At 70.0% G+C, this 24200-nt stretch carries 22 protein-coding genes; 6 read left to right on the forward strand and 16 right to left on the reverse strand.

Annotation, left to right across the window (positions count from 1 at the left end; all coding sequences use genetic code 11):
- Window positions 1-159: 159 nt before the first annotated feature.
- The 5 genes from ACIP79_RS10850 to ACIP79_RS10870 form a co-directional block, all read right to left on the reverse strand.
- The gene (locus tag ACIP79_RS10850) at window positions 160-2592 is read right to left on the reverse strand and encodes a hypothetical protein (protein WP_401221905.1); all 2433 of its coding nucleotides are present in this window, start codon (window positions 2590-2592) and stop codon (window positions 160-162) included.
- Window positions 2589-4334, reverse strand: a complete 1746-nt coding sequence (gene pstS / locus ACIP79_RS10855) for a phosphate ABC transporter substrate-binding protein PstS (RefSeq protein WP_401221907.1) — start codon at window positions 4332-4334, stop codon at window positions 2589-2591. Before pstS ends, ACIP79_RS10850 begins: the two co-directional genes overlap by 4 nt.
- The gene (gene pstA / locus ACIP79_RS10860) at window positions 4331-5635 is read right to left on the reverse strand and encodes a phosphate ABC transporter permease PstA (protein WP_401221909.1); all 1305 of its coding nucleotides are present in this window, start codon (window positions 5633-5635) and stop codon (window positions 4331-4333) included. Before pstA ends, pstS begins: the two co-directional genes overlap by 4 nt.
- A 14-nt stretch (window positions 5636-5649) precedes the next feature.
- Entirely contained in the window at window positions 5650-6639 is a 990-nt protein-coding gene (gene pstC, locus ACIP79_RS10865; RefSeq protein ID WP_383685745.1) for a phosphate ABC transporter permease subunit PstC, read from the reverse strand.
- Window positions 6640-6902: 263 nt separating this feature from the next.
- On the reverse strand, window positions 6903-7289 hold the full coding sequence (locus ACIP79_RS10870) for a hypothetical protein (RefSeq protein ID WP_401221910.1): 387 nt from the start codon (window positions 7287-7289) through the stop codon (window positions 6903-6905).
- 511 nt (window positions 7290-7800) lie between these two features.
- Here ACIP79_RS10870 and ACIP79_RS10875 point away from each other — a divergent pair.
- The gene (locus ACIP79_RS10875; protein WP_401221911.1) at window positions 7801-8556 is read left to right on the forward strand and encodes a calcium-binding protein; all 756 of its coding nucleotides are present in this window, start codon (window positions 7801-7803) and stop codon (window positions 8554-8556) included.
- A gap of 260 nt (window positions 8557-8816) precedes the next feature.
- Here the strand turns inward: ACIP79_RS10875 and ACIP79_RS10880 are convergent, their stop codons facing one another.
- Window positions 8817-9515 (reverse strand): PH domain-containing protein, encoded by a 699-nt coding sequence (locus ACIP79_RS10880; RefSeq protein WP_401221913.1) that lies wholly within the window; start codon window positions 9513-9515, stop codon window positions 8817-8819.
- A 155-nt stretch (window positions 9516-9670) separates the two neighbouring features.
- Between ACIP79_RS10880 and deoC the strand changes: the two genes are divergently transcribed.
- From deoC to ACIP79_RS10905, 5 genes are all read left to right on the forward strand, one after another.
- The gene (gene deoC, locus ACIP79_RS10885; protein WP_401221915.1) at window positions 9671-10630 is read left to right on the forward strand and encodes a deoxyribose-phosphate aldolase; all 960 of its coding nucleotides are present in this window, start codon (window positions 9671-9673) and stop codon (window positions 10628-10630) included.
- Window positions 10631-10636: 6 nt separating this feature from the next.
- On the forward strand, window positions 10637-12109 hold the full coding sequence (locus ACIP79_RS10890) for an aldehyde dehydrogenase family protein (protein ID WP_401221916.1): 1473 nt from the start codon (window positions 10637-10639) through the stop codon (window positions 12107-12109).
- Complete coding sequence (locus tag ACIP79_RS10895; RefSeq protein ID WP_401221918.1) at window positions 12110-13015, forward strand: aldehyde dehydrogenase family protein; 906 nt, start codon at window positions 12110-12112, stop codon at window positions 13013-13015.
- A 143-nt stretch (window positions 13016-13158) separates the two neighbouring features.
- Entirely contained in the window at window positions 13159-13413 is a 255-nt protein-coding gene (locus ACIP79_RS10900; RefSeq protein ID WP_382002748.1) for a type II toxin-antitoxin system Phd/YefM family antitoxin, read from the forward strand.
- On the forward strand, window positions 13410-13661 hold the full coding sequence (locus ACIP79_RS10905; protein WP_401221920.1) for a type II toxin-antitoxin system RelE/ParE family toxin: 252 nt from the start codon (window positions 13410-13412) through the stop codon (window positions 13659-13661). Before ACIP79_RS10900 ends, ACIP79_RS10905 begins: the two co-directional genes overlap by 4 nt.
- Window positions 13662-13774: 113 nt before the next feature.
- Here ACIP79_RS10905 and ACIP79_RS10910 read toward each other — a convergent pair whose 3' ends face one another.
- From ACIP79_RS10910 to ACIP79_RS10955, 10 genes are all read right to left on the reverse strand, one after another.
- Complete coding sequence (locus ACIP79_RS10910) at window positions 13775-14182, reverse strand: hypothetical protein (RefSeq protein ID WP_401221922.1); 408 nt, start codon at window positions 14180-14182, stop codon at window positions 13775-13777.
- A gap of 182 nt (window positions 14183-14364) precedes the next feature.
- The gene (locus ACIP79_RS10915) at window positions 14365-15234 is read right to left on the reverse strand and encodes an FAH family protein (protein ID WP_401221924.1); all 870 of its coding nucleotides are present in this window, start codon (window positions 15232-15234) and stop codon (window positions 14365-14367) included.
- The gene (locus ACIP79_RS10920) at window positions 15231-16421 is read right to left on the reverse strand and encodes a mandelate racemase/muconate lactonizing enzyme family protein (protein WP_401221926.1); all 1191 of its coding nucleotides are present in this window, start codon (window positions 16419-16421) and stop codon (window positions 15231-15233) included. The genes ACIP79_RS10915 and ACIP79_RS10920 overlap by 4 nt, the downstream gene beginning before the upstream one ends.
- Window positions 16414-17313: an alpha/beta hydrolase gene (locus ACIP79_RS10925; RefSeq protein WP_401221928.1), complete on the reverse strand. Its 900-nt coding sequence runs from the start codon at window positions 17311-17313 to the stop codon at window positions 16414-16416. The genes ACIP79_RS10920 and ACIP79_RS10925 overlap by 8 nt, the downstream gene beginning before the upstream one ends.
- The gene (locus tag ACIP79_RS10930) at window positions 17310-19166 is read right to left on the reverse strand and encodes a GH3 auxin-responsive promoter family protein (protein WP_401221929.1); all 1857 of its coding nucleotides are present in this window, start codon (window positions 19164-19166) and stop codon (window positions 17310-17312) included. The genes ACIP79_RS10925 and ACIP79_RS10930 overlap by 4 nt, the downstream gene beginning before the upstream one ends.
- A 91-nt stretch (window positions 19167-19257) precedes the next feature.
- Window positions 19258-19761, reverse strand: a complete 504-nt coding sequence (locus ACIP79_RS10935) for a flavin reductase family protein (RefSeq protein ID WP_401221931.1) — start codon at window positions 19759-19761, stop codon at window positions 19258-19260.
- Window positions 19762-20038: 277 nt separating this feature from the next.
- Window positions 20039-21148 (reverse strand): LLM class flavin-dependent oxidoreductase, encoded by a 1110-nt coding sequence (locus tag ACIP79_RS10940; RefSeq protein ID WP_401221933.1) that lies wholly within the window; start codon window positions 21146-21148, stop codon window positions 20039-20041.
- Window positions 21149-21205: 57 nt separating this feature from the next.
- Window positions 21206-22471, reverse strand: a complete 1266-nt coding sequence (locus ACIP79_RS10945; RefSeq protein ID WP_401221934.1) for an ATP-grasp domain-containing protein — start codon at window positions 22469-22471, stop codon at window positions 21206-21208.
- Window positions 22468-23787, reverse strand: a complete 1320-nt coding sequence (locus ACIP79_RS10950) for a PLP-dependent aminotransferase family protein (RefSeq protein WP_401221936.1) — start codon at window positions 23785-23787, stop codon at window positions 22468-22470. The genes ACIP79_RS10945 and ACIP79_RS10950 overlap by 4 nt, the downstream gene beginning before the upstream one ends.
- 2 nt (window positions 23788-23789) lie before the next feature.
- Window positions 23790-24137, reverse strand: a complete 348-nt coding sequence (locus tag ACIP79_RS10955; protein ID WP_401221938.1) for a YciI family protein — start codon at window positions 24135-24137, stop codon at window positions 23790-23792.
- Between the last annotated feature and the right edge of the window lie 63 nt (window positions 24138-24200).

Consider the following 24200-nt stretch of genomic DNA (forward strand, 5'->3'; position numbering starts at 1 on the left):
TTGCTTTCCGGTTTTCGAAGACTGGACGTTCAAGCGGAATCCGGATTTTCTTGCTGCCGACCCGTCGGTCGGCCACCGCATACAATTCCAGGGTTTTCGCGCGGTGACCAACAAATTCCCAACGAGGGAAAGGTTACGAGAAGGCTTCCTAGGTGTCTCCTAGGGAGTCCGCGTCTGCCGCCCCGCGAGGCGAAGCATTATCGGACCTGCGAGTCCTGCCGCTCCGCCCAGGAAAAGGACGACGAGAAGAACCCAGCGGATAATTCCGAGGACGTCACCTGGCGTATATCCCTGTTCGGCGTCCGCGACATTCTGCTGCGGCGCCGACGAGGGTGGCGCGGAGCCGTCCGAAGCGGCGGATTCCGGCGCCGAGGGATCGGTGCCGCCGCCGCCCGCTCCGCCTGCGGCGGCGGCCCCGCCGGCACCCGCACCGGAGGTCGTCCCACCGGTGCCGGCTCCGGGCACGAGCCCTCCCGGGTCCTGCGCGCCCGGGCCGGGCGTGGGCTCGCCCTGCGCCACGCCCTTCTCCAGGTCGTCGGCGGCGGTCTCGGCCTGCGCGCGCAGCTTGGCCGGCAACGGCGCGTAGCCGGGCGGAAGTTGGCCTGCCGACAGGCCGGGTGTCTGGCCCGGACCCGCGGCGAACCTGATGAAGTCCGCGTAGGCCTCACGGTCCTTCGCGCCCTGGTTCACCGAGGCCGCGGCGTAGGCCACCGCGGTCAACGGGTACGCCTGGCCCTTGGCCCGCGCCGGGTCGGCCTTCAGTACGTCGGGGTGGTCCGGCCAGGTTCGCATGGCGCTGACGGCTGCCTGGAAGGTGTCCGCCGCCGGTTTGACGAAGGTGCCGTCGGCGTTGCGCAGGGCGGCCGTCTGGAGCCCGTAGCGGACCGCCGACGCGGCGTCGACGATCGCCATGACGGCGTGCCGGCCGGGCAGGGGGGCGTCGTTGGTGAGCCTGGGCGGTGTGGCGCCGACGTCCCACTGGATGGTGCGGCCGTTGTTGCCCCGGCGGGTCTTCACGGCCCCGTCGTGCAGGTCGGCCGTGTACGGGTCCAGATCGGTGATCGAGTAGGTGGCGCCCTCGGGAGCGAAGCCACCGGGGACCGCGGTCGTGGGGTCCGCCTTGGGGAAATCGGTCAGCGAGCCGTTCTCCGCCAGGCTCAGGTCCTGGAAGTAGGAATTGACCCGCATCCCCCAGGGGTCCGCCTCACCCGCGAGGAATTCCCGGGCTTCCTTGTCGGACTGGAGCCAGTTCCAGACCACCCGTGTGGTGTCGGAATTCAGCAGAGGGACCATGAGGCTTCTGGGCTCGTCCACCAATTCGGGAAACCGCGGGTTCAGTTCCCTGAATTCCGGATCGCTCGTGTAGAAGTCCGGATTGCCTTTCACCTGTTCCGGTGTGGGCACGGCCAGCGGCACGTCACGCACGTAGGAATGGGTGAGCATCTTGGCGACGAGCCGCGGGGTCAGTCTCAGTTCCTGCACCACGCCGGACGGGCCTTCTATGAAGAACGCGACCGCCAGTCCGGTCACCGCCACCGGGGCGTGCACGACGCCCGGTCCGTCTCCCGGCTGGACGACCGGGTCGACGGTGACGCCCATGGCGGGTGTCTCCTCCGAGGCGCCCATCACCTCGTTCCTGGCACTCTCCTCGGACGCCCGGTTGTAGACGAAGGTGCTGCCCGTGGACGAGCACAGCTTCGGCCCCCACGAGGCCACGGCGTCGTCCGCCAGTTCGGAGCCCGGGACGGCCCGCTCCGGCTGGCCCTCCGGACAGAACTGGTCGACCGGCAGGAAGTCCAGGCGGAAGACGATCCGCTGGGCCCAGTTCGTCGTGGAGAGCGGCGAGGTCTGGAGTGCGTCGCTCTGGGGGTTGGTCTTCTCCGAGCCGTCCGCCTCGTGCGTGCCGCGCGGCACGACGACCAGCCAGCAGTGGCGCGGATCGGGGGTATTGCCGGCGGGCGCCGTGTTCTCGCCGCAGCCGAGGTGGTTCGCCTGGTTTCCGTCCTGGAGCTCGAACTCCACTTCGCCGGTGCCGTTGTCGAACGTCCGGACGGCCTTCTGTTCGTTGGTGTCCAGCGGACCGAAGTAGGTGAAGTCGTAAAGGGACGTGGTGGCCGGTTGGCCGTCGGCGGGGCGGAACGGGACGAAGGCGTTCTGGCCCGTGTACTCCTTCTCCTCCGGGTCCTTGACCGCCTCGACACTGCGGCCGGCTCCGGCCCCCTCGGAGGTGCCCGCTCCGAAGGCGCACTGCTCCCGGTCGGGTCCGGCGGCGCCGTCGCCCCAGCACTGCATGATCTGCAGGTAGTCGACGTTGAACTTGACCGACGGCTGGGTCGGCGCCCCGCCCTCCCAGCTGACCCGCACCCCCTGGGAGCGCAGCCCCTTTGTCTGGTGGACGGTCACCTTGAGGTCGGAGAAGTCGTCGTACTTGCCCTTCTTGCCCGTCTGCGTCACCGCGGAGTCCTCCGCGCCTTCGGCCGCCGCGGCGGTCGAGGCGGGCGGCAGCGGCAGCAGGGCCAGCACGAGCGCGGCGAGCAAGGCGCCCACGGCGACGAGGACGCGCGATCGGGGCGGCGTCGGCGCGGCGGTCATGCCGCACCTCCCCTGCGGCGCGACCGGTTGGACATCACACGGGCGACGACCGGTGGTCCGATGACGACGCCGACGAGCAGCGCGGCCGACAGCGCCATCAGCGCCGTACGCAGACCCAGGGCGTCACCCGAGCCGAGGGCGACCGGATTGGCGACCACGGAGCTGTCGCCGGTGCCCTGGGCACCGCTGAGCACTTCGCCGGTGTCGGGGTCGACGACGGTCCCTCCCGTGGCCTCGCCGGTGCTGCCCGCCGTACCGGTGCCGCCCGTGTCACCGGTGCCGCCGGTGGAACCCGTCGTTCCCGTACCGCCGCTCGAACCGGAGCCGCCCGTCGCGCCGGAGCCGCCGGAGGAACCGGAGCCGCCGGACGCGGAGCCACCGCCGCTGCCGCTGCCGCCGGTGGAGCCGCCGCCGGTGATCGTCGTGGGCGTCTTGTTACCGCCGGTGCCGTCCGCGCACTGGTCGGCGCCCTGCTTGTCGCACGCCTTGGGGAACGGGGCCTTGGTGGCCAGGAGGTTCTTCCCGTCGGAGGAGAACGTCGGGTTGTTGCAGTTCTTGATGCTGATGTTCTCCGCCACGGCGCCGGGGATCTTGCGCACCTGTTCCATGGCCGCCTCCACGAGGTTGACGGGCAGCGGCGAGTAGCCGAGCCGGTCGGCCTGTTGCTGGCCCTCGCAGAGGAAGTAGTTGTTGAAGGCGCTCAGCGTCTTGCCCTTGGCCTTGGTGAAGCCCATCTCCTCCTTGGTCGGGACGATCATGTAGCTGTAGCTGGAGAGGGGATAGGTGCGGCGGTCGCTGTAGGTGTAGACGCCGTCCAGGTTCTGGGTCAGGTAGTTCGCGGACCTCGGGTCGTTGTTGATCCGGGCCTTGGTCAGGGCGACGGCCACGCTGGAGGCGGTCGGTTCGACGTAGTAGCCGGACCTGTTGAGGACCTTGGCCACCGGGAAGCCGGCGTTCTTGGCGTACGAGTACTCGACGTAGGTGATGGCGCCGTCGGCCTGCGACTGCCTGGTGTAACCCGCGACGCCCAGCGAGCTGGACTGGGCGACGAATCCGGAGCCGGGGATCACCGGGAAGTACGAGGTCAGACCGCAGGGGGTGGACTTGCCCGCCCGGCGGCAGTAGTCGTTCCACAGGGAGCCGTGCTGCTTGGACATCCAGAGCGTGAACTGCGCCGTCGTACCGGAGCCGTCGGAGCGGACGACCGGCACGATACGGCGGGCCGGGAGGGTCAGCTTGGGGTTGTCCGCCCTGATCTCCGCCGCGTTCCACTGCGTGATCTTCCCCGTGAAGATCTTGGTGAGGACGGCGCCGGACAGCCGCAGGTTGGTGACCTGCCTGCCGCCGATCTTCAGGTTGTACATGAACGACGTACCGCCGGCCACGATCGGCATGTAGGCGTACTTGCGGGTGGGCGGCGGGTCCTGCGTGCCGAGGTCGCTGAGGCCGTACGGGATCTCCGAGACGCCGAAGTCGGAGGTGCCGTTCTTGAACTGCTGGCGGCCCACCGAGGAGCCGACCGCCGAGTAGTTCACGGTCATGCCCTGCTGGCGGACGTTGCGGCGCCACTGCTCGATGGCGTTGGCGCTCCAGGTCGAGCCGGATCCGCTGATCTTCGTGTAGGAGGCCGCGAAGGCGTCCGGCGGGTGGCCGGCCAACAGCGCGCAGACCACGGCGACGAACAGCGCCAGCGCCTGGTACACGCGCGTAGCGCGCGGACGACGGACAGGTGCGGGTATCACGGGGTGCTCCTCGTCGATGCGGAACTGGCGGAATCGGCGGTATCGGCCGGCCGTCGGCCGTCGGCCGTGCGCGCGGTGAAGCGCCGCGCGTCACGGCGGGACGCCTTGACGCGGCGGTGCTCCTGACGGCGGGTCAACTGGCCCGGTCCGCGGCCGCCGATGACGCGGGCGACGACGAACAGGACGAGCACCAGCATCAGAAGCACCGCGGCGGTGCCGAAGCCGCGGGCGATGTAGGTGGGTTCGGGGGACTTGACGAGCTCGAAGGCCGCGAGCGGCAGCGAGACCATCGGGCCCTCAAGGGGGTTGGTGTTGAGCTCCGCGGTGAAACCGGCGGTGAGCAGGACCGGCGAGGTCTCGCCGACGCCGCGGGCCGTGCCGAGAATGACGGCGGTGGTCAGTCCGGACCGCGAGGTGGGGAGCACCACGTGCCACACCGTCCGCCACCGCGAGGTGCCGAGCGCGTACGACGCCTCGCGCAGGGTTCCGGGCACCAGCCGGATCACCACGTCCGACGCGCGGATGATGATCGGCAGCATCATCACGGAAATCGCGAGCGCGGCGGCGAGGCCGGAGCTGTCGAAGCCCAGCGCCAGGATGAAGGTCGCGTAGATGAAGAGGCCGGCGACGATGGACGGCAGCGCGGTCATCGCCTCGACGATGGTGCGGACGAACCGGCTGAAGGCGCCCGGGACTTCGTTGAGGAAGACCGCGCAGATCAGCCCGGTCGGAATGCAGATCGCCAGGGCGATGCCGATCTGCCAGAGCGTGCCGACGATCGCGTGCAGGATGCCGCCGACGCCGAGCGGTTCGAGCGGACCGGCGTCGGCCATCGACTCGGTGTAGAAGTTCAGGTGCGGCAGCGCCTCGCGGCCCTCGTAGAGCGTGTAGACGACCACGAAGGCGAGCACGGCCAGCATCACGATGCCGAGGCTCTGGATGACGGCCGCGGCCACCCGGTCGCGCACCGCGGGGCCGTCCTCGTCGAAGGAGACCAGCAGCGCGTACAGGCCGAGGAAGAGCACGTAGGCGATGACGATGAAACCCAGGGCGCCGTTGAAGGGCAGCATCCGGTCGAACATCAGCCAGGTGATGCTGAGGGACGCGGCGCCGGCGCCCAGCATGGCGTACACGTCGGTGGCGCGCAGCGTGGCCAGGTTGCGGCGGGACTCTCCGGACGTGCCGGCCCGGCGTCCGGGCAGGCGGGTGGCCGGCATCGGCGGTTCCGCCCGCGCGGCGGGGCTCGGCCGCTCCTGGGGTTCCCGGTCGCCGGGCGGGCTCTGTGCGGTGGTGACGGTCATCGGGCTCGGTCTCCTCAGGAGTCGCTCGTCGCGCCGGAACGGCTGCGGGCGACGATCGACGATGCGGCGAAGTTGACGACGAGGGTCATCAGGAAGAGCGCGAGGCCGGCGGCCATCAGCGCCGACATGCCGAGGTCGCTCGCCTCGCCGTAGCGCAGGGCGATCAGCGAGGAGACCGAGCTCGTGCCGTTCTGCAGGATGTGCGGCTGGATCACGAAGATCGGCGAGATGATCAGGTAGACCGCGATGGTCTCGCCGAGCGCCCGGCCCAGGCCCAGCATGGTGCCGCCGATCATGCCGCCCTTGCCGAAGGGCAGGACGACGCTGCGGATCATGCCCCAGCGGTTCGCGCCGAGCGCGTAGGCCCCTTCCCGCTCGCCGACCGGTGCCTGCGAGAAGACCTCCCGCATCACCGAGCAGATGATCGGCGCGACCATCAGCGACACGACCATGCCGGCGATGAACGTGGACGAGGTGTAGACGGTCGCGGTGGCGAGCGGGTCGTCCGGTTCGGCGCCGTCGACCGCGAAGAACGGTATCCATCCGAGGTACGTGGAGATCCAGCGCGAGAGCGTGACGACGTGGCCCTGGAAGAAGAAGAGCCCCCACAGGCCGTAGACCACCGACGGCACGGCGGCCATCAGGTCGACGACGCTGATGAGGGTCTGGCGCAGCCGCGGCGGCGCGTACTCGGAGATGTAGAGCGCCGTGCCGAGTGCCAGCGGCACCGCGAACACGATGGCGACCAGGGCGATGAGGACCGTGCCGACGAGGACCGCCGCGATGCCGAAGTTGTGGGCGTCGGGCTCCCAGGCCTCGGTGGTGACGAAGTCCCACCTCGCGTCCGACAGCGCCTGCCAGGCCCGGTAGGTCAGGAACCCGCCGACGAGCAGCATGATCGCGAGCACCAGACCGCCGCCGCCGCGCAGGACTCCCCTGAACACGCGGTCGGGCACGCCCTGGTCGGCGTGCAGGCGTCTCGGGGGGTCGTCCGCCGGCGCCACAGGTCTCTCATACGTTCGCGTCGTCACATGGGTCGACGCTCCTGAGGCGTAGTGGACACCCGCGCACGCGAACATGAACGAGACGACCCCGAGAGGCAACATCCGGGATTGACGTGAACGCGGCGACAGCAGAATACGAATGGGGCCGGGACCCGCCGCATCGCGGCGGGCCTCGGCCCCATTACCCGAACTTCTCGCGTGAACCCCCGAGCCGCCGTTCCGGCGCCCTCAGCCCACCCCGCCCCGGCGGATAACCACTCGCCTCACTCCACGTCGTCCCACGGAATCAGGCCGTCCGACCCGAGATCACCCAGGAGCGCCCGGAACCTGTCGTAGGCGGCCTGACACGTCGAGTGCCGTTCATAGGCGCGCGACGACACGGCGACGGCGCCACCGCTGCGATCCCTCAGCCCCCAGACCCAGCCATTGCCTTCGGACGTGTGGTGCACGCCGCCGGGTAATTCCGCCACGTCGGCGCAGAGCCGCTCGAACGCGGTACGGCACTCGCCGTAGCTCCGGTACGTCGTCGCCGCGACGGCGATCACCCGACCGTTCGTGGCGGTGAGCCGCCACAGGTAACTGCCGTCCGCCCCGATGTCTATCTGACAGCGCGTGCCGGGTACGGCCGCGCCCCCCTGTCTTGCTGCCATCCATCCCCACCCCTGTGTTCCCGCCATCAGGAAGTCCGCGCGGGCCGACGATGGTTCATCGTTCACGCGGCACACGCAGAGTAGTGATGCGGGAGTGAAACGCGATCGCCATAATTAGGTGCCCTCGGCATGCTTCACGCGAAAGTTGCCCCTCGTTCACACAGGGGGCCATTGGGCAACGTGGGACGACCGTGGGCGTGCGGCGGGTCAACCATCCCGCACCCCCAACTCCCCTGCCAGCAAGGCCTCTTGGGACCGTCCGCCCAAGGTCCCGGTACGCGTAGGTGGTCGCCAGGTCCGCTGAAATTCGAGTCGAATTTCCCCGGCGGTTTTCCAGTGAATCGACGGAACAGATATTCACTCGCACCCCCCTTTCCGGGAAATCGAGAACCCGATCACTTTCACGCGAAAAACGTTCCTAAATCTCCACAGGATGAGTACGCTGCACACACCAATTCGGGCCTGCCGACAGGGAATCGGCAGGTCATGGCATTCAACTTGGGGAATTCGAATGCGCTTTTACACTGCTGCCACCGCCGCGTGCGGCGTCCTGGCCCTGTCCGCTCTCGCCGTTCCGGCCGCGCACGCGGACGAGCAGTTCGGCGACACCGACATCACGAGCGTGGTCGTCGAGGACGGCAGCCCCGTCGTCGTCGGCACCGCCGCGAGAACCGTCACCGTGAAGGTCACCGCGACCGACCCGTCCGGTCTCGACCAGATCAACGCCACGCTGTACCACGGCACGTACGGCGCTCAGGACGCCACCGTGCCCTCGGCCGCCGCCTGCGGCCCGACGACCGCCACCACCAGCACCTGCACCCTTACCTTCACCCTCGCCCCGGCCGACGACTCACTGGCCGGCTCCTGGAGCGTCAGCGCCTACGCAGTCGCCGTCGACAGCGACGCCGAGTTCCTGGACAGCGCGGCCACGTTCGCCCTCAAGCGCGACTCCAAACTCACGGCCGCCGACGCCACCCCCGAGCCGGTGAAGCGCGGCAAGACCCTCACCCTCAAGGGCGCCCTCCAGACCGCGACCTGGGCAACCAGCACCTACGCCCCCGCCGAGCCCGGCCACCCCGTGGCCCTCCAGTTTCGCAAGAAGGGCTGCAACACCTACACCACCGTCAAAACGGTCCCCACCGCCCCCGACGGCACCCTCTCAACCACCGTGCGCCCCTACAACGACGGCGACTACCGCTGGTCCTACGTCGGCACCCCCACCACCGCCCCGACCCTCTCCACGCCCGACTACGTCGACGTGAAGTGACCGCCCTTCACACCTGAAACGGCGTGGGCCCTGAAATCGGGGCCCACGCCCCGGGCCCGATACCCACCGGCGCAAGCGACCGGTGACCGTCCGATGCCCACCGGCGGGAGGGGCCGGGGGCCGGTACATCACATGCCCGTCGCGTACGTTCGCGTCACCGGAGTCAATGCATCTTGCCCGACGTCTGATCCGGCGGCGACGGGCGGATGTACCGGCCCCCGGCCCCGACCCGAACACCCGGCCTCAGCCACCCACGGGCGTCACCCCAACGCCAGCAAAACCCCCACCAGCACAGCCCCGGCCACCGCAGGCGCCACCAGCTCATAGGCCCACCGCACGGTGACCTCCCCCTGCGCACTCCCCGCCTCCCGCCGAGCCTCGAACAACTCCCGAAGCTCGTCCATGACGCGATCCGCCTCCGCCCGAGCAGGCCCGTCCGACTCCGACACCGGCCCACCGAGAGAACCGAACCCACCGAAGCCGAGACCACCCCCGCCCCCACCCCCCCGCCGCTTCCCGGAAGCCTCCGCAGCCTGCCGCGCCTGCCGCTGAGCCGCCTTCTTCCGCCCCCGCAACGACACCGGCACCGCCCAGAGCTGAAACTTCCGCCCGTCCGTGTCGACGACCTCGTTCGAGTAGCCGGACCGCAGCGCGGACACCTGCCCCCACGGCAGCGTGATCACGCGGAGCGGGTTGCGGACATGCAGCCGGTCGGCACCGGCGTAAACGGCGGGCCGCAGCGTGAAGGCGACGAACAGCGGCACGACGAACAGCATCGCGGCCAGCGCCAGCCACGGCGTACGCCCCTCGCCGGTGACGATCGCGTCGATGCCGAGCCAGCCCACGAGAGCGAGCAGCAGGACGCCGCCCGCCACACCGGCGGGCGACCGGTAGACCCGGTCCTTCGACTCGGGCCGCGAGGCGTCCGGCTTGGGTGACTGGTGATCCGGGGTGCTCATGCCCCGATTCTGCCCGACGCCCCCGCCGACCCCACCCGCGGCCGACCCGACGCCCCCTTCACCCCACCACCCCCAACCCCACCCCCGCCCCCTCCCCCGAGACGTCACCGGGGCTGTACAGCCGCTACGCGCGTAGATATGCTCGTCTGGTGACCATGCCCACCACTGCACCCCCAGCCGCACACGCACTCGGCGACGTAACCGCGTCCGACAGCACGCTGCGCCGGTTCCTCCACGGGCTCCCCGGCGTGGACGCGGTCGGCCTGGAGGCGCGCGCCGCCTCGCTCGGCACCCGTTCCATCAAGACCACGGCCAAGGCGTACGCCATCGACCTCGCGATCTCGATGGTCGACCTGACGACGCTGGAAGGCGCGGACACCCCCGGCAAGGTCCGGGCGCTCGGCGCCAAGGCGGTCCGCCCCGACCCCACGGACCGCAGCGCGCCGGCCACGGCCGCGGTCTGCGTGTATCCCGACATGGTGGCCACGGCCAAGGAGGCCGTCGCCGGCTCCGGCGTGAAGGTCGCCTCCGTCGCCACCGCCTTCCCGGCCGGCCGGGCCGCCCTCGACGTCAAGCTGGCCGACGTGCGGGACGCCGTCGCCGCGGGCGCCGACGAGATCGACATGGTCATCGACCGCGGCGCGTTCCTCGCGGGCAGGTACCTGAAGGTGTACGAGGAGATCACCGCCGTGAAGGCGAATTGCGGAGCCGCCCGCCTGAAGGTCATCTTCGAGACCGGCGAGCTGTCGACGTACGACAACATCCGCCGCGCCAGCTGGCTCGGCATGCTGGCAGGCGCCGACTTCATCAAGACCTCCACCGGCAAGGTCGCGGTGAACGCGACCCCGGCGAACACGCTGCTCATGCTGGAGGCCGTACGCGACTTCCGCGCCCAGACCGGCGTACAGATCGGCGTGAAGCCCGCCGGCGGCATCCGTACGACCAAGGACGCCGTCAAGTTCCTGGTGCTGGTCAACGAGACGGCAGGCGAGGACTGGCTGGACAACCACTGGTTCCGCTTCGGCGCGTCCTCGCTTCTGAACGATCTGCTGATGCAGCGTCAGAAGCTCGCCACCGGCCGCTACTCCGGCCCTGACTACGTGACGGTGGACTGAGACCTCATGAACACGAAGAAGCAGACATCCGCGTTCGAGTACGCGCCCGCGCCCGAGTCCCGCTCCGTCGTCGACATCGCACCCTCCTACGGCCTGTTCATCGACGGCGAGTTCACCGAGGCCGCCGACGGCAAGGTCTTCAAGACGGTCAGCCCGTCCACCGAGGAGGTCCTCGCCGAGGTCGCCCAGGCGGGCGAGGCGGACGTCGACCGTGCCGTGCGGGCAGCCCGCAAGGCGTTCGGCAAGTGGTCGGCGCTGCCCGGCTCCGAGCGCGCGAAGTACCTGTTCCGCATCGCCCGGATCATCCAGGAACGCTCCCGCGAGCTCGCCGTCCTCGAAACCCTCGACAACGGCAAGCCGATCAGGGAAACGCGCGACGCGGACCTCCCCCTGGTCGCCGCGCACTTCTTCTACTACGCGGGCTGGGCCGACAAGCTCGACCACGCCGGTTTCGGCGCCAACCCCCGCCCCCTGGGCGTCGCGGGCCAGGTCATCCCGTGGAACTTCCCGCTTCTGATGCTGGCGTGGAAGATCGCCCCGGCGCTGGCGACCGGAAACACGGTGGTGCTGAAGCCCGCCGAGACGACCCCTCTCTCCGCGCTCTTCTTCGCGGACATCTGCCGCCAGGCGGGCCTGCCCAGGGGCGTCGTCAACATCCTTCCCGGGTACGGCGACACGGGCGCGGCGCTCGTCGCGCACCCCGACGTGAACAAGGTGGCCTTCACCGGCTCCACCGCCGTCGGCAAGGCGATCGCCCGCCAGGTGGCCGGCACGGACAAGAAGGTCACGCTCGAACTGGGCGGCAAGGGCGCGAACATCGTCTTCGACGACGCGCCCATCGACCAGGCCGTCGAGGGCATCGTCACCGGCATCTTCTTCAACCAGGGCCAGGTCTGCTGCGCGGGCAGCCGTCTCCTCGTCCAGGAGTCGATCCAGGACGAGTTGCTGGACTCCCTCAAGCGGCGCCTCTCGACGCTCCGCCTCGGTGACCCCCTCGACAAGAACACGGACATCGGCGCGATCAACTCCGCCGAGCAGTTGTCCCGTATCACCACGCTCGTCGAGCAGGGCGAGGCCGAGGGCGCCGAGCGCTGGTCCCCGGCCTGCGAACTCCCCTCGTCCGGCTACTGGTTCGCGCCGACGCTCTTCACGAACGTCACGCAGGCGCACACCATCGCCCGTGACGAGATCTTCGGCCCGGTGCTGTCCGTCCTCAGCTTCCGCACCCCGGACGAGGCGGTGGCCAAGGCGAACAACTCCCAGTACGGCCTGTCCGCCGGCATCTGGACGGAGAAGGGCTCCCGCATCCTCGCGGTCGCAGGCAAGCTCCGCGCGGGCGTCATCTGGTCCAACACGTTCAACAAGTTCGACCCCACCTCGCCGTTCGGCGGTTACAAGGAGTCGGGCTTCGGCCGCGAGGGCGGCCGTCACGGCCTGGAGGCGTATCTCGCCCCGTCGAGCCCGGAGGGCGAGCGATAGATGAGCGCAGTGGAGAAGTCCGAGCAGCAGCGTCTGAGCGTCTTCAAGACCTACAAGCTGTACGTGGGCGGGAAGTTCCCGCGTTCCGAGAGCGGCCGGGTGTACGAGGTGACGGACTCCAAGGACAGGTGGCTGGCGAACGCCCCGCAGGCGAGCCGCAAGGACGCCCGTGACGCGGTCGTCGCGGCGCGCAAGGCGTTCGGCGGCTGGTCCGGCGCCACGGCGTACAACCGCGGCCAGGTCCTCTACCGCGTCGCGGAGATGCTGGAGGGCCGCAGGGACCAGTTCGTCCGCGAGGTCGCGGACTCCGAGGGCCTCTCCAAGGCCAAGGCCTCGGCGGTCGTCGACGCGGCCGTGGACCGCTGGGTCTGGTACGCGGGCTGGACCGACAAGATCGCCCAGGTGATCGGCGGCGCCAACCCGGTCGCGGGCCCCTACTTCAACCTCTCCACCCCGGAGCCGACCGGCGTGGTCACCGTCCTGGCCCCCCAGGAGTCCTCGTTCCTGGGGCTGGTCTCGGTGATCGCCCCGGTGATCGCCACCGGCAACACGGTGGTCGTGGTCGCGAGCGAGAGGTCCCCGCTCCCGGCGCTCTCGCTGGGCGAGGTCCTGGCGACCTCCGACGTACCCGGCGGTGTGGTCAACATCCTCACCGGCCGGACGGCGGAGATCGCGGCCCCGCTCGCCGCCCACCAGGACGTCAACGCGATCGACCTCGCCGGCGCGGACGACGCGCTGGCGAAGGAGCTGGAGATCGCGGCGGCGGACAACCTGAAGCGGGTTCTTCGTCCACAGGCTGTGGATTACTTCCGGACGCCCGGCACCGAGCGCCTGACCGCCTTCCTGGAGACGAAGACGGTCTGGCACCCGACGGGCGCACTGGGCGCCTCCGGATCGTCCTACTGAGTCGGGGGCCCCGATCCGTGTCCCCGGGGCCCCTTCACGAGAAAGCCGCGCTTCCCCTCCGTCCGTGGGAAGCGCGGCTCTCTTTTCGTCACTCCACACTCGGTAAATTGACCACAAGATTAATCTCGTGCAATCATGTGCGCATGGTTGAGATCGCCATCAGTGCCGCCCGCTCCCAGCTCGGAGACCTCGTACGCCGTGCCGCCCACGGACGCGAGACCATCGCCCTCACAGACCATGGGCACGTCGCCGCTCTCCTCGTATCACCTCAGGTCATAGAGGATCTCGAAGACGCCCTCGCGTTCGCCGACTACCAGCGGCGCAAGGCAGAAGGGACGCTCGAGCAGGGCATCCCCATGACAGAGGTGCGCAGGCGACTGGGGCTCGAACAGCAGTGACCTACGAGATCATCTTCGAACCGCGCGCCCTCAACTCCGCGGCCCGCTTCCTGGAGGAAGACCCGAGCGGCCTCACCCTTGTCCTGGACACCATCGACAAGCTGGCCCGCGACCCTCGCCCTGCGGGGTCAATTCCCTACGGGTCGCCCGACCTTCGGCGTCTGCACATCGGCGACTACCGAATCCTCTACGTCATCGAGGAGCACGTGATCCGCGTCCTCGTCACCCATATCGGCCGGATCGCATGAGCCCTTCCACAGCGCCACGAAGAGCCAGTTGAGGCCGAGAGCCGCACTTCCCCTCCGTCCGAGGGAAGCGCGGCTCTCTCCGTATGCGGTGCCACCCGCCCGGCGGCCCGCGGTCAGCGCAGCAGCCCCGCCACCTGGCCCACCACCGGAATACTGCCCACCGAGGGCGCCTGGGCCAGCGGCCCCGTGAGGGCCTGCGAGGACAGCGGCTTGAAGTCGGCGAGCTGGGTGGCGACCCCGTTGTCGAGGGGGTCGACCCCGGTGCCCGCCAGCGGGTTGGGCTTCAGGCCGGCGATGGGTCCGGTGACGTAACCCACCGTGCCGGTCAGGGCGCCGAGACCCGCCTGCGGGTCGATGTTGCCGAGCGAGGTGGGGCGGGTGCGTACGACGTCCACCACGGGGTCCGTGTTCGCGACGGCCGGGGCGGCGGCGGAGGCCCCGGCGGCGACCACGCCGAGCGCGGCGGCGATGCGCGCGGTCGTACGGGCCAGGGTGGGCTGCTGGGCTGTGTGTCGCACCATCAGGTTTCCTCTTCGGAGCGGAGAGCAACTGTATTAACACGCAGAGTAGTTGACTCGGCCACTCCTGTGCGCACCCGGACGGGTGATTCGCCCTGCGCGGACCAGCGGTCATGCCGGCCCCGGTCCGCACGGGAGGCCGGCGCCGGTCCGCGCGGAAGGTCAGCCCCGGTCCGCACGGAAGGTCAGCGCCAGTCCACCGTGTGCGTCAACGTCACTCCGTGCGTGGCGAAGTGGATCTCGATCCGGTCCTGGTCGGCCATGGTGAAACCGCTGTGAAAGCTGCTGCGGTCGGCGCCGAGATAGACGTAGTGCACCCGGCCGGGGTGGCTGAGACCGTCGTAGGAGAAGAGCTCGGACATCATGTCGCGCAGCCCGTAGTGCAGGGCCTTGGTGCCGGTGGTGAAGCTGCCGCGCCAGACCTCCGCCGAGCCGCGCTCGATGACGACCCGCCCGGTCACCTGGCTCGGCGGTGTCCCCAGGAAGAGCCAGGGCGCCACGCCCGCGTCGCAGAGCTTGGCGTAGGAGAGGTGTCCGGCGTGGCGCTTGAAGCGGCCGATGTCGGTGAGGTCGTTGCCGAAGGTGTAGCCGGCGTACTGCGGGGTGCCGTCCTCGTCGGTGACGTACACGAGGACGACCTCGGCCTCCTCGGTCAGCGCCACCGCGCCGCGTGGTGCGCGCAGCCGCTCCCCGGAGATCTTCAGGGAGTCGCCGAGTCCCTTGAAGAACCAGTTGGGCTGGGACTGCGTGGACGCGTCGACCTTGACATTGTGGGTCTGCATGAAGCCGCTGACCAAGGCGTCGCCGAGGGAGTCCGGCAGCAGCGGAGGAAGGAACCGCACCCCGTCGGCCGCTGCGGTGACCGGCTCGCGGCCCGCCGTCAGGGCCGCCGTCAGCGCGGCGGAGTAGCCGTCCGCGGCCAGCACCCGGGCCCTGAGATCGGTGTCGCCCAGTGGGTACAGCGTGAGTTCGGCGCCGGGGGCCGTGGCGTCCTCGGGTGTGGCGAATCCGACGTACCGCTCGCCCTCGTGGCTTGCTTCGTAGAGAGCCGTCATGGGGAAGTCTCCTCGGAGGTCGTGGGGTGCCAGCCGGCGTGCGTCCAGTCGAGGAAGGCCCAGCGCTCCGCCGTGTCCCTCAGGCGCAGGGCGAAGCCGGTCCCCTCGGCCGGTGCGATGGTGTTGGCCGTGCGGTCGACCGCCGGGCGGGGCGTGACGATCGTGTCGGCCTCGGAGAAGAAGCGGTCGGACTGGCCGCCCTCGACGGCCAGGGCGTCCGGCGCGCGCAGGGCGAGCGCGCGACTGGCGTTGATGAGCGGCCCGGTCTCGGCGACCTGGACGCCGATCTGGAAGCCGATCCCCGCAGAGCGGGCGTACTCGATCAGCCGGGCCGAGGCGATCAGGCCGCCGTTCTTGGCGACCCGGACGTTCACGGCGTCGCAGGCCTCGCGGGCCACCGCCGTGCGGGCGTCGTCCAGGGTGCACACCGACTCGTCCAGGAGGACGCGGACGCCGGTCTCGCGGCGCAGGGTGCGCAGGTCGTCCCAGGAGCGGCGCGGGAGCGGTTCTTCGACCAGGGTCATCCCGGCCGCGCGCAGTCTCCGCGCGTAGGGGACGGCGGTCGCGGGCGTCCAGCTCATGTTGGCGTCCACCATCACGGGCACGGCGGCACCGAGCCGTTCCCGGATCGCGGTCACCGTGCGGACGTCCCGCTCGATGTCCTGGGACGCCTTGACCTTCACGAAGTGGAAGGGCCCGCGGGTGTCCAGGAACTCCTCGGCCCCGATGCTCAGGTCCAGCACTTGGGAGACCGCGACCCTGTCGGCCTCCGGCGTCCCGGGCCATACCAACTCCCCGGCGGACAGCCCGAGCTGATGCCCTATCAGATCGAGTACGGCCGTCTCCAGGAGGCAGACGAGGTTGTTGCCGCCGTCCACACCGAACGTCGGCCCGAAGCCGTCCTCCCGCAACTGGTCCAGGAGTTGCCGGGCCGGCGTGGTGCGCAGCCTGGCGAACACCTTGTCCAGCGGCACCTGTCGCAGCGCCTCGGACACGCTGCCGCTCGTCTCGCCGGTGACGTACGCCCGGGGCGCGCACTCCCCGACACCTCTCACGCCGTCGAGCGTGAGGGCGAGCACCAGGCTGTCGCTGGTGGTGCGGCGGGCCGCCGGATGGTCGAAGCCGACGCTCATCGGCAGCGCCACCCGGTAGAGCCGCGCCGCGGACGTCCCGGCCGGGTCAGACATCGCGGTCCACGCCCTGGAGCAGCGTGTAGGCCGAGGCCCAGTCGATCAGGTCGTCACGGACGTCGGTGTAGAAGAGGTAGTGCCGGTCGGTGGGGAACTGGACGGCCAGGCCCCGGCCGGGGACCAGTTGGTGGAAGACCCGGCGGGTGGCCTCCAGGTCGACGATGGGGTCGGTGTGGCCGGACACGAACGCGGCCGGTACCCGGGGTATCCGGCGCTCCGGGTCGAGGTAGAGGCGTTCCAGGGCGAGCAGGGTGGCACGGGAGCGGCGCGTCAACTGCCGTACGGCCAGGTCGTCGTGGTCGATGAAGTGCTGGTAGGCGGGGTCGGCGGTGAAGTCGGTGGCCTTCAGACCGGCGTCCCAGAGTTCCTGGCTCCGCTCCCCCGCCAGCGCCGTGCGCTCCTCCTCTCCCAGCACCGCGTGCAGGCGGCCCAGCCAGGTCGAGCAGAAGATCGCGGCGTCGTAGCGGACGGTGAAGTCGGGGTGGTGCATGAGGGCGGCCAGGAAGGAGCCGCCGAGGCAGTGCCCGAAGAGGGAGAGCGGGGCGTCGTCGCCGAGCCAGTCCCGTACGTACTCAAGGGCGTTGACGTAGTCCGCGACGATCGTCCCGACGTCGGGGATGTCCCGTCGCTCGCCGCCGCTGATGCCGCTCCCGCGCCGGTCGAGGACGAAGAAGGCGATGTCGTTGTCGGCGAACCGAGGGCCCACCTCCCACAGCCAGCCCGCGTGGCTCTGGAGGCCGTGGAAGTAGAAGACGGCGCCCTTGCTCGCGCCGCGCGGGCGCCACAGGTGCAGCGCGAGGTCGGTGGCGGTGGACGTGTCCGTTCCCGGTGCCGTGAGGGTGATGATCTCGCGGCGGATGTTCTGCGGCGGCCTCTTGGTCTCGATCATCGGTGGGCTCCCGCGGTTTCGGTCGTCGGTGCGCTCCCGGACCGGGCGCCGACCAGGTCGTCGACGAAGTCGGTGTCCTGCTGGAAGGGCTTGTACTTGTACTGGGTGGCGTTGCCCTGCTGGCGCCGGCCCTCCGCGTACGCCGCGATGGAGTCGTGCGGGACCGTGTGGACCTCGATCGGGCCCAGGCGTCCGCTGTCCCGCTTGGAGGCGTACTCGATGTTGATGGTCTTCAGCTCGCGGTCGATGGCGTCGGCGAGGGATCGGTCCAACTCGCCGTCCGGAGACGGGACTTCGCTCACCACGATGTAGTGCGGCGGCTCGCCCCACTGCGGCCCGCAGAGGTAGAGACCGCCCGCGAGGCCGTCGTCCGCCATGGCCTGGCCGATCGCCTGGGTGACCTGGGCCTCGGTGATCTTCTCGCCGGTGAAGGAGTGGAAGATGCCGTCCCGGTGGACGAAGTGCACCCAGGGGGTGCCGTCCACGATCCGGTCGACGTGGTAGATGTCGCCGCTCCACAGCCGGTAGAGACCGTTGCCCTGCGTCATGATCAGGTGGTAGTCGCGGCCCGGCTCGATCTCGTCGAGCAGCAGGGTGTCGACCCGCTCGCCCGCGTCGACGAGTGCGCCGAGCTCCACCTCGGCGGGCACGAACTCGAAGTACGCCTGGTTGACCGCGAGCGGCTGGCTGTCCAGCGAGCCGTCGACGGGGATGGTGGTCACCCCCTCGGTGCCGCAGCTCATGAACGGCATCGCGCGGACGCCCGGCAGCAGCGCGTCCAGCTTGGACTGGTAGAGCCCCGCCGAGGAGGACAGCCAGCAGCTGTAGAGGGTGAGCGAGGGCCAGACGTCCTTGAGGCCGAACTCCCCCTTGTCCAGGACGGATTGCAGATGGGCGGCGGCCTCCGGGTCCGGATCGCCGTACGGTCTGCCTTCGAGGGTGCCGGCGCCCAGGTCCCGGACGAGTTCGAGGCCGTGCTCGGCAATGAGGTCCCGCAGCGAGACGAGCGTGCTCGGGTTGATCGCCGAGATGAAGTGCAGGCGCTCGCCCACGAGATGACGGATGCGGTGATACATCCGGCCCGCGTGCGAGGAGGGCGCCTCGGTGCCGAACCACGGCGCCGCGGACCACGGCGGGTTCCAGTCACGGCTGTTGATCCGCGGATGACGGTTGCTGATCGCCTGGTACTGGACGCCGTTGAGGTAGTCGTCGACCCGCTCGTGGACGGTCTGGGTGTCGAGCGTGGCGTACGGGTGGTCGAGGATCTCCGGGTGGTGCTCGACGTACGTCCCCCACATGGCCTGCATCGCGGGGATCCGGTAGGTCAGCAGCCAGTGCAGCGTGTAAGGGACCCGCTTGGGCGTGCCCGTGGTGCCGCTCGTCTTGAGCCAGCGCAGGACCGGACTGCAGGACAGGACACCGCCCTTGGTGCGGGTCTCCCGGTCGATCTCGGCGGCGAAGTCGGTGTAGCGCATGACGGGGAGGACGGACCGGAAGAGACCGGCCGGGTCGGCGGCCACGGCGTCGTAGCCGCGCTCCTTCCAGTGCAGCGAGTCGGCGCACAGGGCGACGATGTCCTCAAGTACCCGTTCCTGCGCGGACTGTGGATCCTTCAGGTCGGCCAGCAGCGCCGTGCGGGCGCGTTGGCACTCCTGCTCGAAGGGGATCCGGCGGGCGTTCCAGTGCTCCTGCCACCGCTCCTGCCGGTCGTCCTTCCCCTCCTCGTGACCGCGGTCCTGCCGGTGCTCCTGCGGGTCCGCGTACGTGTCTGCGTACGTGTCCGCGTACGTGTCCTTGTACGTGTCTGCGTACGTGTCCTCTTGCGTGTCCTCGTGCGGGTGCGTAGTGCCCACGGCTTCAGCTTCTCCCTAGCTTGTTCTCTGCCTGTGGTGCCAAGGCCGATGACGGTGAAGGCAACGGCTGCGCGGCGCGGGGCGGAGGCATTCAGACCACCAGCCCGCGGAATCGCCCGGCGTGGAAGACGAGGGGGTTCGCCGTGTCCGTCACGGCTCCCTCGCCTGCCGAGGCGATGACCAGTTCGTGGTCGCCCGCCGGATGGATCGCGGCGAGCCGGCACTCCAGCCAGGCGACACCGTCCGCCGGCAGCGGATGCCCCGACGGGCTGCGCGCCCACTCCCGGCCGGCGAAACGGTCGGCGCCGTGTTCGCTGAACAGGCGGCACAGGTCGGCGTGCTGGTCACCGAGGATGGTGACCGCGAAGCTGCCGCCGGCCCGGATGGCCGGCCAGGTCGTGGAGGTGTGCGCCGCACAAAGGGCGACCAGTGGGGGGTCGAGTGACACGGAGGTGAAGGAGTTGACGGCCATACCGGCGGGGCCGCCGGGGGTCTGCGCGGTGACGAGCACGACGCCGGTGGCGAAGCGCCCGAGGATGTCCCTGAACTCGCGCTGATTCAGAGCCGGTTGACCCGCACCGGCCTGCTCGGCCACACGTCGTCCCGGCGTCTGCCGTTGTTCCGGCGTGAGCTGCGACGGCGAGTGCGGGGAGGGCAAGTGCTGCTCTGTCGGCGGGTGCTGCGAGGGCGGCTGTCGGTGCGGCGCGTGCTGTTCCAGTACGTGCGGTGCTTCCACTCGGATCTCCGAAAGGGAAGGGCGGCGGCCGTCCGGGATCACCGGACGGCCGACGCGGCTGCTCCCGGGGTCGGCCGGGCGTGGGTTGACGCGACCTGCCCGGGTTCTCCGGGCCGCCTGTCCCGCGCGGGGTGTGCTACCGGCCCCTGGCGGCGATCGCCCAGTCGACGGCCTCCTGCGGGCGGGCGGCGGAACCGGTGATCCTCGGCGCGACGTGCCGTGCGAGCAGTTCCAGGCTGCGGTTGGTGTTCTCGTACGACGTCCAGTCAGCGACGTACACCAGGAGCGTGCCGAAGCCGCCGGTCGCCTCCTGGAGGCGGCGGATCCCGGAGACCACCTCGTCGACCGAGCCGACGAGCGCGCCGCCGGCCTCCACACGGGCCTCCAGGGCGCGTTCCCTGGACGCGCCGGGCGCCAGCACGTCGCGGCCCGCCGCCTTCTTGAAGTACTCGAACAGCCAGCGGTCGTAGCCCTCGCGGACCTCGGCGAAGGCCTGCTCGCTGGTCTCGGCGACGTGGACCGGAAGGGCGATGCGCCAGGCGTCGCGGCTGATGGTCTGCCCGTACTCGGCGGCGGCCTCCTCCGCGTGCTTCCACTGCTGGGCCAGGCCGATGTGCTCCTGGGTGCCCGGAGTGAGCAGCGCGAAGGGCAGGGCGAACGACGTCATGCTCAGCCCGTACCGTCCGATCAGCCGGGGGCTGGTCACCGACGTGCCCGAGGTGGCCACGGCGACCTCCAGCGGACCGGGGCCGAAGCGCGGCAACTGGAGCTTGGCGTCCCGGAGTTCGTACCAGTCGGTCTTCTGGGTTACCCGCTCCTCCCCGTTGACCAGTTCGAGGACGGTCGGCAGCGCCTCGTCCAGCCGCTTGCGCTGTTCCTTCGCGTCCAGGCCGAACAGCCCGGACTCGAACGGCACTCCGGGTCCGACGCCCAGGATGTACCGGCCCCGGCTGAGGTGGTCCAGGTGGACCGCGCGGCTCGCCACGTGGAAGGGGTGGTGGCCGGAGAGCGGCACCACACCGTTGGCGAGCCGGATCTGCCGGGTCCGCTGCGAGGCCGCCGCGATCAGCGTCTCGGGCGCGCCGACAAGTCCCCAGCCCAGTGTGTGGTGTTCGCCGAACCACGCCTCGTCGAAGTTGAGGCGGTCCGCGTGCTCCACGAGGTCGAGGTTGCGGTGGATCGCCAGATGCGGGTCCTGGCCCGTCTCGTGAACGGGGGAGAGAAAGATGCCGATACGGCTGTGCACGGGTGTCCTCCAGCGAGATGGTTCAGGCGACAGGGGGTGCGTTGCTCGGGTCTGACGTCAGTGCGCGGGCTCCTCCAGCCGGTACACCCCGTCCTTGAGCCGGCGCGCCTCCTCGTAGTCGGCGACGAGGGTCTCGTCGTCGTCGGCGGTGAGATAGATCCGTAGAGCCGCGGTCAGCAGGTCGGTGGTCGGCCGGATGCGGGCCCCCGGCCGGTACTTGACGCTCGTCAGGAAGACACTCGGCAGCGCGTCGATCGCCGCGACGGTCTCCTGGTCCACGGCGGCGACGGTCCCGTCGAGCGTGGTCGGGGTGTTGTAGCTGTACGCGGACCGCAGCTTCCGGTAGACGCGTCCGCCGTACACGCGGGCGAAGCCCTCCGGGTCCGTGTACGCCCGCGCGGTCAGCCCCGCCTGGTCGTGGCCGAGGCAGAGCTCCTGGAAGCCCGGGTTCAGCTGCCCGTTGAGCCGGGTGGCGATCTCCACCAGGACCGGGCCGCGTTCGGTGACGATCACCTCGGCGTGCGCGGGGCCCCAGGACACAGCGAGGGCGTCGAGCACCTCGTGCACATAGGAGATGAGCGCCGGCACCGGCTCCTGGTCCGGAGAGATCAGGATGTCCCGGTTGTAGATGTTCTGGCCCGACGGCAGGAGCGTCTTCTCGTACTCCCAGACGCCGCACGCGAACCGGTGCCCGTCGCCGCTGACCGTGTCGACGACGTACTCGGTGCCCTTGAGGTACTCCTGTACGAGGGCCTCCGTGTTGGCGCGCCCGAAGATGTCCTGGGCGGTGAGCACGTGCTCGGCGGCGTCGCGCACCTGGTCGGCGGACTCGCAGACGAAGACGCCGTCCGAGGCGGCCGAGCTCAGCGGTTTGACGACGACCGGCCAACTCCCGCGGTCCTCTGCCCACTTGACGACCGCCGCGGCGTCGTCGCTCTTGAACTGGTCCGCGCAGCGCACCCCGGCCCGGCGCAGCGCCTCGATCATCTCGAACTTGTCGCGGCGGGCCGCCGACAGCGCGGTCCCGTTGGACTTGACGCCGAGCGCCTCGCTGAGCCGGTCCGCGAGCTGGACGGCGGACTCCTGGCCGGGGATGACGGCGACGGGGTCGTGGGGCCGCAGCAGCGCCACGAGTTCCGCCTCGTCGGAGGCGATGATGTTCTCCGCGTAGGCGGTGAGGTCGGGCGCGAGCATCGTGGGGATGAGTTCCGGTGTGCTCTGCACATGGATGACGCGGGCGCCGGCCGCGGTGAAGGCGGCGGGGTAGAAGTTTCCGGCCGAGTAGCCGTCGACCACGACGGCGGTGGGTGTCGGGGTGCTCATGCCTGTCCTTCGGATGCGTCCGGTAGGTCTCGGGGTGTCGCCTCGATGAAGCGGGCGAGGCGTGCGATGCCCTCGCGGATCGCTTCGGGCGCCAGGTTGCTGAAGCCGAGGCGGATCTCCCGGTCGCCGCCGCCTTCGAGGTAGAACATGCTCATCGGCGCCCAGCTCACCCCGTACTCCCGCGCGGACCGCTCCATCGCGGCGAGGTCGGCGGTGAAGGGAACCTTCAGGGTGAGGAAGAACCCGCCGCGCGGGGTGTTCCAGCTCACCCCGTGGCCGGCCCCGGCGGGGAAGTGCTCGCCGAGCGCGGCCAGCGTCGCGTCCAGACGCTCCAGATACACCACCGCCAACTCCCGGGTCGCGGACCGGAGATCGTGGTCGTGCTCGACGAGATAGCCGCCGATCACCGCCTGCGAGAGAGTCGAGGAGCCGACCGTGAACATCGCCTTGGCCTTGGAGAGGGTCTGGGCGAGGGTGCGGACGGCGCCCGACGCGTCGGTGACGTCCTGCTCGGCGACCAGATAGCCGAGCCGGGCGCCGGGGAAGGCGGACTTGGCGAAGGAACCGAGGTAGATGACCCGGCCTTCGGTGTCCAGGGCCTTCAGGGTGGGCTGCGACTCGCCGTCCCGGGCGAAGAGCCCGTACGGGTTGTCCTCCAGGATCACGAAGTCCTCCTCGGCGGCGACTTCGAGGAGCCGTTCGCGGGCCGCGCGGGGCAGCACCGTCCCGGAGGGGTTGTTGAAGTCCGGCACCAGGTAGAGCGCGGCGGCCCGCTTCCCCTCGGCCCGTACCGCGCGTGCCGCCTCAGCGACGGCCTGCGGGTCGAGCCCGTCCGGGCCCTCCAGGATTCCCCGTACGGGGATGTCGAGCATGCGGGCCGCGCCGCGGATGCCCACATAGGCGGGCGAGACCGCGAGGAGTACGTCGTCGGGCGAGGCGAACAGTCCGCGCAGGGCGATCAGCGCGGCCTCCTGGAACCCGTGCGTGATCATGATGGCCTCGGCCGGGACGTCGATCTCCTCGTCCCGTTTCAGCATCAGGGCGACCTCGTCCTGGATGAGGCCGTTGACGGGTCCGTACTGGAAAAGCAGCCGGGTGATGCGTTGTTCCGGCATGCCCCGGTCGCGCAGATGCTTGATGTAGCGGTCGATGTAGAAGGTGAGTCCGGAAAGGTCGTGGTTCCCGTCATAGGGAGCTCCCGACGAGAAGGACAGCGCGTCGGGGAACCGCAGTGCCGTCTCGCTGAGGATCCGCATGGAATCCATCTCGGGATCGGCAATGCCCGCGTGCAACGAAGCCTGATCGAACGAAGGCATATTCAGCTGGCCCCTTCCGTGCCGTTACCAGGTGCGGTGCCGGTGAGTTCCGGCGACCGGGCGTCCAGTGCGGCCACCCAACTCCCCTTTCCGGGGCTCCATTCCCGGATCCGGATGTCCGCGACGACTCCACCCGTCACATAGGGTTCCTCGTCGAGAATCCGCCTGAGTTCCGCACGGTTCTCCGCCTCGTAGAGAAGAAGTCCCGCGTTCTCGCCGACGAGGGGTCCGCCGAGCAGCAGTACGCCGCTTTCGGCGAGCCGGTAGAGATTCTCGGCGTGTGCCGGATGCAGGCCCTGCCGGCCCGCCCGGTCGACGTTGTACTCGAATTCGACGACAAACTTCGTCACACCAAGCTCCTTGTACTGTGTCTTCCCGCCGCCCCGGCACCCGCTTTCCGGAGACCGCGCACC

This window comes from Streptomyces sp. NPDC088747 (assembly GCF_044751025.1).
Classification (GTDB): domain Bacteria; phylum Actinomycetota; class Actinomycetes; order Streptomycetales; family Streptomycetaceae; genus Streptomyces.

Excerpts from the sequence above, each read along its gene's own strand:
- ACIP79_RS10915 (WP_401221924.1), bottom strand. The coding sequence starts at position 15,234 with ATGACGGCTCTCTACGAAGCAAGCCACGAGGGCGAGCGGTACGTCGGA.
- ACIP79_RS10850 (WP_401221905.1), bottom strand. The coding sequence starts at position 2,592 with ATGACCGCCGCGCCGACGCCGCCCCGATCGCGCGTCCTCGTCGCCGTG.
- ACIP79_RS10875 (WP_401221911.1), top strand. The coding sequence starts at position 7,801 with ATGCGCTTTTACACTGCTGCCACCGCCGCGTGCGGCGTCCTGGCCCTG.
- ACIP79_RS10890 (WP_401221916.1), top strand. The coding sequence starts at position 10,637 with ATGAACACGAAGAAGCAGACATCCGCGTTCGAGTACGCGCCCGCGCCC.
- ACIP79_RS10920 (WP_401221926.1), bottom strand. The coding sequence starts at position 16,421 with ATGTCTGACCCGGCCGGGACGTCCGCGGCGCGGCTCTACCGGGTGGCG.
- ACIP79_RS10870 (WP_401221910.1), bottom strand. The coding sequence starts at position 7,289 with ATGGCAGCAAGACAGGGGGGCGCGGCCGTACCCGGCACGCGCTGTCAG.
- ACIP79_RS10900 (WP_382002748.1), top strand. The coding sequence starts at position 13,159 with ATGGTTGAGATCGCCATCAGTGCCGCCCGCTCCCAGCTCGGAGACCTC.
- ACIP79_RS10950 (WP_401221936.1), bottom strand. The coding sequence starts at position 23,787 with ATGCCTTCGTTCGATCAGGCTTCGTTGCACGCGGGCATTGCCGATCCC.
- ACIP79_RS10945 (WP_401221934.1), bottom strand. The coding sequence starts at position 22,471 with ATGAGCACCCCGACACCCACCGCCGTCGTGGTCGACGGCTACTCGGCC.
- ACIP79_RS10925 (WP_401221928.1), bottom strand. The coding sequence starts at position 17,313 with ATGATCGAGACCAAGAGGCCGCCGCAGAACATCCGCCGCGAGATCATC.
- ACIP79_RS10880 (WP_401221913.1), bottom strand. The coding sequence starts at position 9,515 with ATGAGCACCCCGGATCACCAGTCACCCAAGCCGGACGCCTCGCGGCCC.
- ACIP79_RS10895 (WP_401221918.1), top strand. The coding sequence starts at position 12,110 with ATGAGCGCAGTGGAGAAGTCCGAGCAGCAGCGTCTGAGCGTCTTCAAG.
- pstA (WP_401221909.1), bottom strand. The coding sequence starts at position 5,635 with ATGACCGTCACCACCGCACAGAGCCCGCCCGGCGACCGGGAACCCCAG.
- deoC (WP_401221915.1), top strand. The coding sequence starts at position 9,671 with ATGCCCACCACTGCACCCCCAGCCGCACACGCACTCGGCGACGTAACC.
- ACIP79_RS10910 (WP_401221922.1), bottom strand. The coding sequence starts at position 14,182 with ATGGTGCGACACACAGCCCAGCAGCCCACCCTGGCCCGTACGACCGCG.